Origin of the sequence: Citrobacter telavivensis (assembly GCA_009363175.1) — a bacterium.
In the GTDB taxonomy this organism is placed as follows: Bacteria; Pseudomonadota; Gammaproteobacteria; order Enterobacterales; family Enterobacteriaceae; genus Citrobacter_A; species Citrobacter_A telavivensis.
The window spans coordinates 714,413-730,025 of the sequence record CP045205.1 but is presented as its reverse complement, the minus strand read 5'-3'; the positions used below and the strand labels follow the sequence as shown (position 1 = coordinate 730,025).

The 15,613-nt window shown below is 51.8% G+C and carries 15 protein-coding genes; 7 read left to right on the top strand and 8 right to left on the bottom strand.

Annotation, left to right across the window (positions count from 1 at the left end; genetic code table 11):
- Positions 1–10 precede the first annotated feature (10 nt).
- The 5 genes from GBC03_05730 to fieF all read right to left on the bottom strand — a co-directional run bounded on the left by GBC03_05730 (position 11) and on the right by fieF (position 5,713).
- Positions 11–1,345, bottom strand: a complete 1,335-nt coding sequence (locus tag GBC03_05730) for an MFS transporter (protein QFS69744.1) — start codon at positions 1,343–1,345, stop codon at positions 11–13.
- Between the two features lie 266 nt (positions 1,346–1,611).
- Entirely contained in the window at positions 1,612–2,367 is a 756-nt protein-coding gene (locus tag GBC03_05725; GenBank protein ID QFS69743.1) for a CDP-diacylglycerol diphosphatase, read from the bottom strand.
- A 103-nt stretch (positions 2,368–2,470) separates the two neighbouring features.
- Complete coding sequence (locus tag GBC03_05720) at positions 2,471–3,460, bottom strand: sulfate ABC transporter substrate-binding protein (protein ID QFS69742.1); 990 nt, start codon at positions 3,458–3,460, stop codon at positions 2,471–2,473.
- Positions 3,461–3,663: 203 nt separating this feature from the next.
- A complete protein-coding gene (gene pfkA / locus GBC03_05715; protein ID QFS69741.1) occupies positions 3,664–4,626 on the bottom strand; it encodes a 6-phosphofructokinase in 963 nt (320 codons plus the stop codon).
- 184 nt (positions 4,627–4,810) lie between these two features.
- A complete protein-coding gene (gene fieF, locus GBC03_05710; protein ID QFS69740.1) occupies positions 4,811–5,713 on the bottom strand; it encodes a CDF family cation-efflux transporter FieF in 903 nt (300 codons plus the stop codon).
- 90 nt (positions 5,714–5,803) lie between these two features.
- Between fieF and GBC03_05705 the strand changes: the two genes are divergently transcribed.
- Entirely contained in the window at positions 5,804–6,937 is a 1,134-nt protein-coding gene (locus tag GBC03_05705) for an acyltransferase family protein (protein ID QFS69739.1), read from the top strand.
- Between the two features lie 283 nt (positions 6,938–7,220).
- Here GBC03_05705 and GBC03_05700 read toward each other — a convergent pair whose 3' ends face one another.
- Positions 7,221–7,463: a hypothetical protein gene (locus tag GBC03_05700; GenBank protein ID QFS69738.1), complete on the bottom strand. Its 243-nt coding sequence runs from the start codon at positions 7,461–7,463 to the stop codon at positions 7,221–7,223.
- A gap of 46 nt (positions 7,464–7,509) precedes the next feature.
- Entirely contained in the window at positions 7,510–8,637 is a 1,128-nt protein-coding gene (locus tag GBC03_05695; protein ID QFS73923.1) for a phage late control D family protein, read from the bottom strand.
- A gap of 161 nt (positions 8,638–8,798) precedes the next feature.
- Between GBC03_05695 and GBC03_05690 the strand changes: the two genes are divergently transcribed.
- The 6 genes from GBC03_05690 to GBC03_05665 are packed head-to-tail and all read left to right on the top strand — an operon-like array spanning position 8,799 to position 14,393.
- Positions 8,799–9,995, top strand: a complete 1,197-nt coding sequence (locus tag GBC03_05690; GenBank protein ID QFS69737.1) for a phage tail protein — start codon at positions 8,799–8,801, stop codon at positions 9,993–9,995.
- Positions 9,996–10,007: 12 nt separating this feature from the next.
- Complete coding sequence (locus GBC03_05685) at positions 10,008–10,523, top strand: phage major tail tube protein (protein QFS69736.1); 516 nt, start codon at positions 10,008–10,010, stop codon at positions 10,521–10,523.
- 14 nt (positions 10,524–10,537) lie between these two features.
- A complete protein-coding gene (locus tag GBC03_05680; GenBank protein QFS69735.1) occupies positions 10,538–10,876 on the top strand; it encodes a phage tail assembly protein in 339 nt (112 codons plus the stop codon).
- 8 nt (positions 10,877–10,884) lie between these two features.
- Positions 10,885–11,001: a GpE family phage tail protein gene (locus GBC03_05675; GenBank protein QFS69734.1), complete on the top strand. Its 117-nt coding sequence runs from the start codon at positions 10,885–10,887 to the stop codon at positions 10,999–11,001.
- The gene (locus tag GBC03_05670; GenBank protein QFS69733.1) at positions 11,002–13,932 is read left to right on the top strand and encodes a phage tail tape measure protein; all 2,931 of its coding nucleotides are present in this window, start codon (positions 11,002–11,004) and stop codon (positions 13,930–13,932) included. It abuts the gene before it with no gap.
- Positions 13,933–13,943: 11 nt separating this feature from the next.
- On the top strand, positions 13,944–14,393 hold the full coding sequence (locus tag GBC03_05665) for an oxidoreductase (protein ID QFS69732.1): 450 nt from the start codon (positions 13,944–13,946) through the stop codon (positions 14,391–14,393).
- Positions 14,394–14,518: 125 nt separating this feature from the next.
- On the opposite strand, the gene GBC03_05660 is transcribed toward GBC03_05665, so the two are convergent.
- Positions 14,519–15,547: an acyltransferase family protein gene (locus GBC03_05660; protein QFS69731.1), complete on the bottom strand. Its 1,029-nt coding sequence runs from the start codon at positions 15,545–15,547 to the stop codon at positions 14,519–14,521.
- Positions 15,548–15,613 lie beyond the last annotated feature (66 nt).

Here is a 15,613-nt window from a genome sequence, read left to right as displayed (position 1 = left end):
TTGCTCCTCCTCACGCCTGACGCTGTGCCAGTTCACGCTGGATATCGCGGTAATAATCGTTGTTGATCAGATACTTTTTCATCACGACGCCAACCACCAGATGGAAGATGGCGGGGATGAGCGTCATCATCAGTGCAATTCCTGCCAGCGAACTCGCGCTCTGTTGGACATCCGCCTGGTAGCCGAAGTGGCTCAGCAGGAAGCCGAGGACGCCGCCGGCAATCCCCATGCCGAATTTCTGAAAGAACAGAATGCCGCCAAAAGCCAGTCCGGAGACGCGCAGCCCGGTTTTCTTCTCGCCGTAATCGACCGCCTCCGCGATGGAAGACCAGAACACCGGCATTTGCATGTCGCAGAAGAAGTTGATGAGAAAGTAAAAGATAAAGGCGAGGATCAGGTTTTGCTGCCCGACGCAGAAGTACATGGCGATACTCAGCACGAAGGTCATCAGTTGGGTGTAGCGGAACATTTTTATTTTGTCCCAGAACTTGGTCACCCATGTGGTCGCAATCATCGCCAGAATAGATGCCACAACGCCGACGGTCAGGAACGGTGAAATCATGCTGTCACCACCATTCAGATAATATTTGGCGTAATAGGCGGCAACCGAACCACGGATCACGTAGCCGCACATCAGCAACATAATCACCACGCCCAGAATCAGCCACTGGTCGTTGCGCAGCAGATTGGCGAACTGCTGTTTTACCGACAGTGACGGCAGTTCAGGCTCGCTGCGTTCGCGGGTGGTCATAAAGCAGAAGATAAACAGCACTGCGCCCATCGCGCCCATCAACCCCATAGAGAGCTGATAACCCAGCGCTTTATTGCCCTGCCCCAGCCAGACTGCCAGCATGGGAACCACAATCGTCACCAGAAACGCGGCGATTTTAGTCATCACAAAACGATACCCGTTGGCGCTCAACCGCTCGCCCGGATCGTCCGTGATGACGCCAATCAGAGAGATATAAGGGATGGTGATCGCCGTATAGACCAGCGTCATCAGGATGTAAGTAAAATAGGCCCACGCCAGCTTCGCCGTATACGCCATATCCGGCGTGATAAACATCAGATAGACGGCGAAACCAAACGGAATGGCAAACCATAACAACCACGGACGATATCGCCCCCAGCGGGTCGAGACTTTATCGGTCAGCATTCCCATTGCCGGATCGATAATGGCATCGATCATCCGCACAACCACCAGCAGCACACCCACATCTGCTGCACGTAAACCGTAAATATCGGTGTAGAAATATGCCAGCAGTAGCTGCATGGCAATAATCACTACGTTGATCGCCATATCCCCGGCGCCGAAACCTATTTTTTCCACGATAGACAATTTCATATCGGTATTCCTTTTGCGCCGTTGGGCACAAGAATGTCGAAAAAAGGATGACGTAACTACGTGAAATAAAAGCTTTTATGATTAACGCATGATCCGGGCAGTCAGGGTCAGGCGTTATGAGGGAGTGTAATGGAATCACAAAAGATATAAAGGTATACCTTTATATCTTTTGATCGATTTCACATTAATTTAACCAACGATACATCATCGCTGGCCTGAAGTGAGAGGTTGTGCAAAAAAACGCCGACAGCCTAGTGGGACCGCGTTCAGGGTTGGGTGAGCAGTGAGCAGTCGTGATCCTGGATTTCTTCCGCCGACGCCCGGTTAAACGTCAGCCAGTTGCGCTGTGTCGCCAACAGAACAAAAGCGTCATCGCTTTGGCGCGCCAACGCCAACGCGTAGCTCCCCATCCGCTCGCGCGCCTCCGGCACCTCTTCTGCCAGCATCATAAACGGACTGCGCTGCGCCAGTTCGCTTTCCGTCACGCGACGGGCAAGATATTCGTGTCCGCGCAGTCCGCCCGGCAGCGGCAACCAGCGGGTGCTGATTTTGGCCTGATTAGCGTCCAGTTGTGCTCTGACATCAGGACGCAGGCAGGAGATATGGATGTGGAAATGATTTTGCGTCCGTCCGCTGCGTGAATTAATTGCCAGCGAAACGACGCTGTCCGGAATATCCTGACCATACGTCTTGCTCATAAAGTCGCGAGATTGCCAGGCCAGCCAGAAAAAATTCGGCGTGAATTGTTCCACCAGTAGCGGACTCTCGGTGCCGTTAATGCGGTAAGTCGGCATCAGCAGATATTGCAGCGGGCCATTGCGGTCTTTGAAGACCACGTATCCGGCACCGGGCTTCACTTCGGCGCATGGCGCAGGGTTTTGATGCTGCAACTGATTGGGCAGACATTGCTCAAGGACAATCTTACGCAACGCATCCGGGTTTCCGGCCAGCTTCCAGTAGCCAAAACCGGCTGCCGCAACAATAACGACAGCGGCCAGTAGCCCATAGCCAGTTTTTTTCATAACGCGTTCCCTGTATCTCAACGACCTGCAAGAGTAACGCAAAATCATGACAAATAAAAAAAGCCCGGCGGCAAATGCCCCGGGCCTCTTCTGCGATCCGCGCTTAACGCTTGCTGATCTGATCGAACGTTCCGCCGTTCGAGAAATGTTCTTTCTGCGCTTTCGTCCAGCCGCCGAACACCTCATCAATGGTGAAGAGCTTCAGTTTCGGAAACGCATTTTCGTATTTCTTCGCCACTTCTGCATCGCGCGGACGGTAGTAGTTTTTCGCCGCGATCTCCTGACCTTCCGGTGAGTAGAGATACTTCAGGTAGGCTTCCGCCACGGCCTGGGTACCTTTCTTCTCGGTCACTTTATCCACGACGGAGACCGTTGGCTCAGCCAGAATGGATTCGCTCGGCGTCACGATTTCGAACTTATCTTTGCCCAGTTCATTGGTCGCCAGCAGCGCTTCGTTCTCCCAGGCGATCAGCACGTCGCCGATGCCGCGTTCCACGAAGGTATTGGTGGAGCCGCGCGCGCCGGAGTCCAGCACTTCAACGTTTTTAAACAGCGCCTTCACGAAATCCTGGGCTTTCGCCTGATCGCCGTTGTTATGGTGCAGCGCATAGCCCCACGCCGCCAGGTAGTTCCAGCGAGCGCCGCCGGAACTTTTCGGGTTAGGGGTGATCACAGAGACGCCAGGTTTAACCAGATCGTTCCAGTCATGAATTTGCTTCGGGTTGCCTTTGCGAACCAGGAACACAATGGTGGAGGTATAAGGCGCAGAGTTGTCAGGCAGGCGTTTGATCCAGTTTTTATCAATACGACCGCGCTCGGCAATCGCATCAACATCATAGGCCAGCGCCAGCGTCACCACATCCGCTTCGATACCGTTAATCACCGAGGTGGCCTGTTTGCCCGACCCGCCGTGCGACTGACGAATCACCACGTTATCGCCCGTCTCTTGCTTCCAGTGTGCGCTAAACGCTTTGTTGTACTGCTCGTACAGCTCACGCGTTGGATCGTAAGACACGTTCAGTAATTGAATATCCTTTGCCAGAACGCCGCTGGATGCCAGCAGCAAAGTTAACCCCACGCCCCATTTGTTCATCGCCCAACTCTCTTATGTTGTGTTGTGATGAGCAAAGCGTGCCAGAAAGAAATCCAAACATTAAAGAATAAAAAAAGATTGGCTATAACTTGAGGGAATATATGAAGGGCTTATGCCGGATGGCGACTGACGCCTTATCCGGCCTACACGTCTTTGCGATCTGTAGGCCGGATAAGCGTAGTGCCATCAGGCGCAGAGAAGAATCAGTACAGTTTCTTCGCGCAATCCAGCCAGTCACCTTTGAACGGACGCTGCATGTTTTCGATAGCGTCGATGATGTCATGGTGAACCAGTTTTTCGTTCTGAATACCGACGCAACGACCACCGTGACCTTCCAGCAGCAGTTCAATGGCGTAAGAACCCATACGGGAAGCCAGGATGCGGTCGTAAGGCACCGGAGAACCGCCGCGCTGGATGTGGCCCAGTACGGTCGCACGGGTTTCACGGCCCGTCTCTTTCTCGATGTAATGCGCCAGTTCGTCTACGTCGCACATGTGCTCAGTGATCGCCACGATAGCGTGCTTCTTGCCCTTCGCGATGCCCGCTTTGATTTCATTGACCAGATCGTCCCGGCTGAATTCCACTTCCGGTACCACAACGAACTCACAACCACCCGCAATCGCCGCTGCCAGAGTCAGGTCGCCACAGTAACGGCCCATCACTTCAACGATAGAAATACGCTGGTGAGAAGATGAGGTATCGCGCAGACGGTCAATCGCTTCAACCACGGTGCCCAGCGCCGTAAAGTAACCAATGGTGTAGTCGGTGCCTTTGATATCGTTATCGATGGTGCCAGGCAAACCGATGCACGGGAAGCCCATTTCAGTCAGGCGTTTTGCACCCATGTAAGAACCGTCACCGCCGATCACCACCAGCGCGTCGATACCGCGTTTTTTCAGGTTTTCGATAGCCACGGCGCGGACGTTTTCGTCACGGAACTCCGGGAAGCGTGCGGAACCCAGGAAGGTACCACCGCGGTTAATCATGTCGGACACGCTGTAACGGTCAAGCTGCACCATACGGTCTTCGTACAGACCCAGGTAGCCATCATAAACACCCATGACTTCCAGTCCTTCCGTCAGTGCTGCGCGCACCACACCACGGATTGCTGCGTTCATGCCCGGCGCATCACCGCCGCTTGTCAACACACCGATTTTCTTAATCATGACTACCTCTGAACTTTGGAATGCAAAATGAAGTCTGTTGCCGGAAGTCGATCCTGCATAGCGAGACGATCCAACGAATATGCAAATAGTATAACAATCACTTCCTGCTGAATTGATTCAGGTCAGGCCAAATGGCGGTAATTTATACACAAAATGCGGGCCTGGCTCTCTTTTTTACGCTCACTTACGAAAGCTCAAACCTTTTGCCTTCCCTGGGGACGACAGAACACGGGTCCTGATGGATAATGACATCGGATCCCGGAAAACGCCGTAAAATCGCCTGCTCTACCTGTTCAGCCACAACATGCGCCTGAACGAGCGGCAGATTATCTTCCATTTCCAAATGAATCTGAATAAAGCGGGTCGGCCCTGACTGCCGCGTACGGAGATCGTGAGCACCACTGACGCCGGGCCATGATTTCACGATTTCAAAAATTTCCTGACGTTCTTCATCGGGTAATGCACGATCCAGTAACGACTGCACTGCATCATAGCCCATGCGTAATGCACTATATAAAATATAGATGCCAATCCCCAATGCAAACAACGCGTCCGCACGATGCCAGCCGTACCAGGCCAGACCGAGCGCCACGAGAATAGCACCGTTCATCATAACATCAGACTGATAATGAAGCATATCTGCCCGCACCGCCTGACTTTGCGTCCGTTTCACCACCCAGCGCTGAAACGAGACCAGCACTACAGTACATATCAGGGCGATAATGGTAACCACAACCCCCACGCCAGGATCGTTCATCGGGGTAGGTGAAATCAGATGCTGAATACCGGTTAAAAACAAAAACAGCGCCGAACCGGAAATAAACATACTTTGCGCCAGCGCGGCCAGGGATTCCGCCTTGCCGTGACCAAAGGTATGTTCATCATCCGCTGGCTGCAGCGAATAGCGCACCACTAACAGGTTAGTGAGCGACGCGGCGATATCCACCAGCGAGTCGACCAGTGCCGCCAGAATACTCACCGACCCGGTGTACCACCACGCAAAAATTTTGATCAAAAGTAACAGCGACGCCATCACTGTCGCGGCAATGGCCGCCCGACTGACTAACCGCCCATAGGATTGATTCATAAACACTCCTGCCATCTCATGCCGGTAGTATAACGGATGGTGTAAGTGATTGGTGATTGGTGATTCACTTGACATTTAAAAAATGATAATATGTCGAAAAATATTATTGAAAACAATAAAATGTCTTATTTAATTGAGTACGCTACTTACATCAGCTTATTAGTATTAACCATCTTCATCACATCCAAGTTGCTTGGAATTACACCAGCAAAACATAAATTTGCCGCTCTCGACGGATTACGAGGAATCTGTGCAGCACTCGTTGCAATATTTCATTTATACTGGAGGGCGGGAGGAGAATTCGACAATTACTGGTCCCTTGATTATATTACGGCAAGCAATATTAAGCGAATTATTTTTCTCACAGGTGAACTTTCAGTCGGTATCTTTTTTATACTTTCGGCCTTTCTTTTTTTTCGCAAAGCATTAGCCCCAACATTTAATGTTAAAGAATTTTTCATTTCCCGTTGTTTAAGAATTTACCCTCCAGTTATTGTGACGTTATTATTGATTTATTTAATAACGTTAATAATGAACCCATTACACCATACGCCAATAACGAGTTGGTTAGTCCCGTCGCTGCCATTTATCTTTGATGCACCCGGAGCTAACATCAACGGCATATCGTTGCAGATAGCGACTTCAGGCGTCTTCTGGACATTAGTCTGGGAGCTACGCCTCTACATTGCTATTCCTTTTTTATATCTAATAATGAAAAAGATAGAATACAAAAAAATATTTATTATTTTTTTAATGGTTCTTGTCCTGAGTTATAAATACTTCATCAACCAGGAACAATTCCTTAGCTATTTAATGTATTTTTTGACTGGATTCCTTATCGCAACAATCAAGAGCAACAAACGACCATCGGATGTAGTTTGTTTACTCTTATTATTCGTCGCATTATTTTTCACAAAACATGCTTATAATACAACAACACCACTCTACATGTTTATCATATTCTACACAATTAAGAGCGGTTGTGACTACTTTGGTCTATTGACTTCACTGCCAGTTACTATGTTAGGAACCTGTAGTTTTTCTCTCTATTTAGTACATGGTATTACTCAAACCGTGTCTAAACACTATTTATACAGCGCTGGGAATTATCTATGGCAGGCATGTGCAATTATTGCATCAGGGATTATTGCACCAGTCATGTACAAATATGTTGAGAGTCGCTTCATCGCTCATAAGCCACAACAACGGGAACTCGCATCTTGAATATCATCTCTAAGTTGCATGCAACACATAAAATGGTTTCCTGCCGATGAGAATGAGGGAATAAATCCTGCATCAGATAAAATAACGAATTGAAAAATAAAGAGTTACGTATCAAAGGGCAAAAAAAACCCCCACATCATGTGGGGGAAGACAGGGATGGTGAAGATATCCCGCACGTAACAAACTGGAATAAAAGGATTTATTCTAAACATCGTCTACATTTTGACTACACTTCGACAAAAAAGCGGCCTGATGTGATATCAAGACCGCTATTTCTAAGTGACTAAAGTATCAAGCTTAACTGATCTTCGCCGTGGTGACTTCGTGGGAAAACATCTTGTGGAACCACCGCGCCGGGGACTGGTTGAGTCTGGTTTAATGATTCGTCTATTTGCGTCATGCTGGTAAAGCAGTAGCCGCACAACATATTTTGACACTGGTGATAACTGCGTCGCACTAAATCACTCAACTCTACACTGGTACGAGTTTTCGCAACTGCACGGCAGCGAGGACAGCGCATTGCCATACGCGGGCCTCCTCTGGGCTGGTTAATATCACGTCAAGTATAACGCTTAACCCGTTGATTCGTCACCCGCCTCAGCCGTCCACTCATCAATCTTAACTTCCAGCTCCAGCGAGGTGGTAAAGCCGCCGCTGCCGATATCATGCACACATCGGGTAATCGTCCAGTAACCATTATCAATCGTGGACTTAAAGCCCGATACGCTTGCCGGTTGTTCCGGGTACAAATCCGCCCGGCCCCGCGCCAGCGTGATGGAGAATGACGCCGCGCCACGCTGTAACTGGCTCCACTTCGCCGCTGCTGCCCGCTTCGCTGCCTTCTCCGTTTTAAACGTCTTGCGGATCACGAATACGTTACCTTCCGCGCCTGCCATGTAATCCCCTTCCTTGCTGCTTGAGACTGGTTCTTTTGGCTTCTTCGGCTGGGTTGTCCTTCGACGTCTGCGGGTGTTTGTCTGTACCGTGGTGGCGGGTTTCTTACCGAAATTCAGATCCAGCCAGTAAGCGGTAACGCCGGTATAAGCGTCACGATCGGCAATGCTAAAACTATGCTTGTCGCCGCTGGCCCGCACGATGCTGATCGCCGGTAAAGGTTTACCGCTCTGGGTTACGCCCTGCCCCGGCGTGATGAACAGCAACATGCCGTTTTTAACGGTAGCAACAGCACCCAGCATATCCGCCATTCTGGTGAGAAAACTGATATCTGATTCACTGGTTTGGTCAGCGTGATCGATCTCAATCTTCGCCAGCTCCTCGCTTACCCCGGCGCGCAGGTCGTACCGGCTGGCGATACTGGCAACCACATCACCAACGGTAATATCGTGCCAGGAGTATTCACGCTTCACGTTGAACGTGTCGCGAAAGTCTGCGCTGCGGGCGCTGATGGTGAGCTGGTCAGGCGGGCCACGGTGCGCAACCTCATCAACGGTGTACAGCCCTTTAAATACCAGCGGGTCATTATCCCAGCCCAGCAAAACGGAAATCTTAGCGCCGCGCGATGGCATCACGATCTGCCCGTCTGAATCGTCCAGCGTGAGATCAAGCGTATCCGCTTCAAATCCCCGATTGTCCGTCAGCGACAACGAGATCAAACGGTCATCCAGCGCGGTGAGCTGCTTGCCCTCAATCTGAATACTGAACGCCGGGCGGGGCGAATAACGCGCTTCATCATCCAACATCTTATTGGTTCCCTCATTGGTGAGGGTACCATCGTCGCCACGCGCGCGCGTACAGACAACGCGGGGCTGTTGTTGCGGTCTGCTGACAACGCCCACCTCTCGCACCGGCTGGCAATTGTCGCAATGATAAGTGGCAATCATTGACCTGGCGAGGCAACTACATGGCCACAAATTACCATCACGGTGTAACCGTCACGGAAACCACCGATCTGAGCACGATGATCACCGATATTGATTCGGCGGTTATCGGCGTCGTTTGTATCGCTGACGATGCAGACGAAGAAGCGTTCCCGCTGGATACCCCTGTACTTATTACCCGCGTGGCTAACATGCTGGGCAAGGCAGGCAAAACCGGCACCCTGTTCACCACCCTGAAAGCTATTTCAGACCAGACCAGCCCGCAGACCATTGTGATCCGCGTGGCTGATGCGTCCAAAATCGTACCCCCTGAAGGTGGTACGGCTCCGACTCAGGATCAGCTGGTCATTGGCGGTACTGACCCAGAAACGGGGCTTTTCACCGGCATGTATGCACTGCTATCTGCGGAGATGCGTGTTGGCGTCCGTCCGCGTGTGCTTGCCGTTCCCGGCCTTGATACTCAGCCAGTGGCGGCGCAGCTCGGTGTAATGGCTGAGAAGCTGCGCGCCTTTGCTTATGTGTCTGCAAATGGCTGCAACACCATTGCAGAGGCGAAGGAATACCGGGAGCAGTTTGCCCAGCGTGAAATGATGGTGATCTGGCCTAACTTCATTTGCTACGACACCAACGCGGGAGCAAACGCCACCGTGCCGGTGGGTGCTCATGCGGTAGGAATGCGCGCCAAAATCGACGCAACGCAGGGTTGGCACAAAACCATTTCCAACGTGCCGGTGAATAACGTGCTGGGGATGGATCGCGATATCTATTTCACCTTACAGGGAACCGACACCGACGCGGACGAGCTAAACGCGGCAGGCGTCACCACCCTGATCAAACAGGATGGCTATCGCATCTGGGGATCGCGAACCTGCGACGAAGAAACCTACATTTTTGAGAGCTACACCCGTACCGCTCAGATTGTGGCGGATACCGTGGCAGAAGCGCATTTCTCCTATGTTGATAAGCCGCTCACCCCGTCGCTGGTGAAAGATATCGTTGACGGTATCAACCGCAAGCTGACGTCCTATGTGACGGCGGGCAAGCTGCTGGGCGCGCGCTGCTGGTATGACCCTGAACCGAATACCAGCGAAACGCTGCGCAACGGGCAGCTCACCATCAAATACAACTACACGCCTGTCCCGCCGCTGGAAAATCTCAGCCTGGTGCAGGAGTTCACTGATGAATACTTCGCTACGTTTTCCAGCGCAGTGAATAACTAACCGGGGGCGCGTATGGCTCTGCCTAAAAAACTTAAATACTTCAACATGTTCTTTGATGGGGATAACTATTTCGGCATGGTGCCGGAAATCACCCCGGCGAAGTTAACCCGCAAGACCGAGGATTATCAGGCCGGTGGTATGCCTGGTTCTGTCGCGGTTGATCTCGGCTTTGATGCCGGGGCGCTGGATATGGATATCACCCTTGGCGGCATGGATGCGGGGCTGCTGAAAAAATGGGGCATCGCCACCGCCGATGGTATGCAAACGCGCTATGCCGGGTCTTACCAGGATGATTCAACCGGCGAAGCGGTACCCGTAGAAATCCAGACGCGCGGACGCTTCACGGAGATGGATCCGGGTACGTCCAAAACCGGGGATGACACTTCTCATAAGTACACCCTGAAAAATACCTATTACAAGCTGACCATCAACGGCGAAGAAATCATTGAAGTTGATGTGCTCAATATGATCTACAAAGTTGGCGGCGTTGACATGATGGAAAAACACCGCGCTAACATTGGCTTATAAGGAATTAACGCACCATGACCAAAGTAACCGGTAAAGAAGTTGTAACGCTCAATGCGCCTATCGTTCGCGGCAAGACGGCAATCAGTGAAATCACGATCACGCCAGTCTTAAAGCAGGCCGGATCGCTGCGTGGCTTAAAAGTCTATGACGTTCTGACGTCGAATTATGATGCGCTAGTTGTTCTGCTGCCCCGCGTTACCGCCCCGGCGCTGACCGCTGACGAAATCGCCCGCATGGATACGTGGGACTTCTGCCAGCTCGCCAATGCGGTGGTTGATTTTTTGCAGCCACCTTCGGATCAGAGCGGGACGGATACGGGCAGCGCGTCATCCGATGCCCCTGCGAACGCATAGAAAACTTAATGGCGGATATCGCCGTCATTTTCCACTGGCGACCAGCGGAGATGGACGCCATGACGGTAGAGGAACTTCTGTTATGGCGTGATCAAGCCGCTGCGCGCAGTGGCGGAGATCAATAAATGGCAGACCGCAAATTAAATATTCAGGTTGCTTTCAGCGCCCTGAATAATATGTCCCGCCCTGTCAGTGCGGCGCGCCAGAGTGCCGCCGCGCTGGCCTCTGAAATCAAGCAGACGCAAAGCAGCATCAAAGGGCTTGAGCGTCAGGCTTCCAGCTTTGACCGGCTGACCGCAGCCAATAAGAAGACCACCGATCAACTGGCTCAGGCAAAGACGCAGGCACGTGAAATGGCGGCGGCATTCGGCCCGCTACGCCAGCGCAGCGCTGAGCAAGTTACCGCCCTCAATCAGCAGCGGGCAGCGATCCGCAACCTGACAGCCCAGCAGAAAACGGAACAGGCCCAGCTCAACCAGTTGCGCGCCAGCTTCTACAGCGAAGGGATTGCGATCAGCAGTACCAGCCGGGCAACGGAACAAATCAGCCAGCGCACCGCGCAGTACAATCGCCAACTTACTGAGCAGCAGCGTCGGCTTGAGTCTGTCACTCAGGCGCAGGCCCGCTATGCCCGCGCCAAGGAAACCGGCGAGAAGCTGCAAAGTTCAGGCATGAAGACCGCAGCGACCGGCGCGGCGGTACTTGCCCCCGTAGCAGCCGCCATCAAGAGTTACAGCAGCCTGGAAGATGCCATGAAGGGCGTATCCAAACAGGTGAATGGCCTGCGCGATGATGACGGCAACCGCACCGCTCAGTTTGCTGAGATGCAAAACGCTATCAAAGACGCCGCCGAAAATTTGCCAATGCCCAACGGGGCCGTTGACTATGCCGCACTGGTAGAGGGTGGCGCGCGTATGGGCGTGGCTAACAGCGATGATCCATGGCAGAAGCAGAAGAAGGATCTACTGGATTTTGCCAACACCGCCGCCATGGCCTCAAAGGCGTTTGAGCTGCCTGCCGATCAGCTGTCGGAAAGCCTGGGTAAAATCGCCGGTCTGTATAAAATCCCCATTCAGGATATTGGCAATCTGGGCGACGTCATCAACTATCTGGACGATAACGCCAAATCCAAAGGCTCTGACATTATCGACGTGTTGCAGCGTGTGGGTGGTGCAGCCGACCAGCTCGGCTATCAGAATGCGGCGGCACTTGGCTCCACGTTCCTGAGCCTTGGTGAGCAGTCAGAAACAGCGGGCACCGCTGTTAAAGCGATGGTGCGCGAGCTGGGTAACGCAATGGTGCAACCAGATCGCTTTATGGAAGGTCTGGACGCGCTGGGGCTGAGCGCCGAGAAGGTGCAGAAGAACATGGCAAAAGACGCGATGGGCACCATTATGGCGGTAATGGAAGCCACCAAAAAGCTGGAACCAGATAAGCAAATGAACGTGCTTACTCAGCTCTTTGGTGATGAATATGCAATGGCGGTTTCCAAAGTCGCCAATAACCTGCCTGAGCTGCGCAGGCAACTCGAATTAACCCACGGTACCGCGTCGAAAGGCTCCATGAAGCGGGAATCCGATATCGATAAAGATTCCCTCTCATCACAGTGGCAGATAACCAAAGCTGAGTTTGGCAACAATTTCAGCGCGCTGGGCGAAACCATGCGCGGGCCAATGATGGCGATTATGAAATCAGTCGGCGGCGTCCTGCAATCAATCCGGAGCTGGATTGAAGCCAACCCGGCACTGGTTGCCGCCATCATGAAGACCGTCGCCGCGATTGGTGCCATTCTCACGGTGCTGGGGTCGCTTATGCTGGCGCTGGGCGCAATACTCGGCCCGATGGCGCTTGTACGCCTGAGTTTTACCACGCTGGCAGGCGAAGGCGGGATCGCCAAACTGCTGACCAGCATCACCCGGCTGGGCGGCGCGTTTCAGTGGCTGGCGGGTTCACCTATGCAGGCGCTGCTTACTGCCGGTCGTGCGGTCTTTGGCCCCCTGATCACGCTGCTGGCGGGTATCTCTGCCCCTGTCTGGGGTCTGATTGCCCTGTTTGCTGGCGTCGCTATTGCGATCATCCAGTTCTGGCAACCTATCAAGGCGTTTTTCAGCGGGTTCTTTACCGGCCTGATGCAGGGGCTACAGCCGATCTTTTCTATCGTCTCTGCCGTATTCTCGCCGCTGGTACCCATATTTGACGCCATCATCTCAGCGCTCAGTTCGGTATGGGACTGGTTTACAAAGCTGTTTGAACCGATCCAGTTCTCCACTGAGGCGCTGAAATCCTGCACCAGTGCCGGGGAGTCCTTCGGCAAGATTGTGGGTGATGCCATTTCACTGGTTCTATGGCCCGTTGAACAGCTCTGGAAAGGTCTGGATCTGGTGCTGGAAAAGCTGGGCCTAATCCCCGATCAGGCAGAGCGGGCCAAAAAAGCCGTTGAGCAGGTGAACACGCAGAAGAAACTTACCGGGCTGGCGGATACGCTCGCCGGGGATCTGAAAGCCGTCACCGCGCAATCGAAGAAGGAGGAAGAGAAGAAGGAGCAGAAGCGGAAAACGGAACAGAGCCAGCAGCAACAGGCGCTTGCCAATAACCTGAAAGGCCCGGCGAACCTCGCACCGAAGATCAGCGGTAGCCTGGATAAAATTGCCAGCAACACGGCAGAGAAGAAAGACGGCCCCGGTGAAATCGTCTTCAAAAATAAACAGCCGTACATTCCTATCCGTGGAGGGTATGCCGAACCGGTGCAGCAGGTTCAGCGGCAGGTGCCATCACTCACCGCATGGATGCAGCAGCAGGCTGGTGCGCTCGTTTCTTCGGTGCTGCCGTACAGCGTTCAGCAACCTGCCGCCCGTTCGCCAGTGTCGGCGGTTCCGTCTGCGGCTTCCGTCGCGGCGCTGATGCCTGGCGGCGACGTGTTTAACTTTGAGATCAATATCAACGACGCGGGCCAGATGGATGAACAAAAACTTGTCCGGCGCATCCGCGAAGAGTTCACCGTTGCCCAGCAGCAGGCCGCGCGGCGCAAACGCTCGCAACTGACCGACCATGAATAAGGGGCAAAGCCATGATGATGATATTGGGCATGTTTCCGTTTGCGCTGCAAACGACGCCCTACCAGACGTCGAACCAGTCGAATACATGGCGACACGTCAAAAACGATCGCGTGGGGAAATCCCCGCGCTATCAGTACATAGGCCCGGATGAAGAGCCGATCACCCTCTCCGGTACACTGTACCCGGAAATCAGCGGCGGCGATGTGTCACTCACCACGCTGGAGACAATGGCATATACCGGCAGAGCCTGGCCCCTGATTGAAGGCACCGGCAAGATTTACGGGATGTACGTGATCGACGGGTTAACCCAAAATCGCACTGAGTTCTTTCAGGACGGGAAAGCGCGGAAGATTGATTTTACCCTCAGCCTGAAAAAGGTCAGCGAAGATATCAGGGAGAAGCTGGCGGAAATCACCAATGATGATGTGCTGTCTATGGTGAAAGCAGGAGTGAATTTCTAACTTTATTTTTTATGGCCAACACGTTCATTGTTGGCAGTGTGGTACCGAAATCATCGAGCACCGTCACTTATGGCGGTGCTTCTGCTTCGCCGGGGTTGATACCCTTCAATCCCGGCTATAGCTCTTTAAGCTACCAGATACTTAGTAATTTTTGTTCGCATCATAACGGAAGTAAGCAGCGCTCCCGCAAAGAACGAAAATGTAAAATAAACCATCATCCGCTCAATGTCGCTCATTCCTGAAAGGTGCCCTCTCATAATCCCTTGGGACACATAAATAAAAGCATAATGTGTTAAATAGATACCAAAAGAACACTTGCTAACAAAACTTAAAATTCTGCTGCTGGCATTCTCAAATAACCATTTGATAAGCAACAGTAACCCAATTCCAGATATAACAATAAACAATGAACCACTATACCAGTGCAACCCATCATTAACTTTACCGCTCCAGTGATCTATTAGCACCAATGAAATTACAGGAACCATTGCTATTAAAGCATAAGCTGTAAAGTGCTTTATTGTTTTACCGCACCATACTGATCGCTCAATTATCAGATAGCCCAGAACAAAAAAGATAAGATACGGGCCAGTTAAGTCTGCGCCCATTCGATGCAGAGCACCCCAATCACCACCAAAGAAGGTTGCCGTATGCTTAAACTGGTTGAAAATAACGCATACAAGAAGAAATACCATTATCTCTCTGTTTGATGCCTTATGAAGCATCTTGGCTAAAAATGGCGCGACTAGATATAGCTGAGTTATTGAATACAAGAACCACATTTGAGATGCGCCGCCATAATTGCTGGGATAGACCCCATTGTTATTGACGAATGCTGTTTTTAATGAATCCCAAACGCCACCTCCATCTACATAATACTTTATGCAGTTCGTAACCACCGACCAAACAACCAACAATATAATAAATTGAGGCACCCTTTTTTTATAAAAGTCTAGCAGGTCACAGTTAACTAATTTAGGCAATATTAGACCGCCTGAAATCATAAAAAACAGCGGCACACCCAAACGATCGATACTGTAAAAAACACTCCTTAGCATCTCGCTTTGGATCCCAGCCCTCTCATGAGCATGTGTAAAAACCACAAGAATAATTGCTATCGCTCTCGCAGCATCCAGCCAAAAGACCCTTTTCAATTTTGCCTCTCGTTAAAAGTCATGAACTCATTAACCTAATTATAACCTGAGCTAAAGTTACCATCT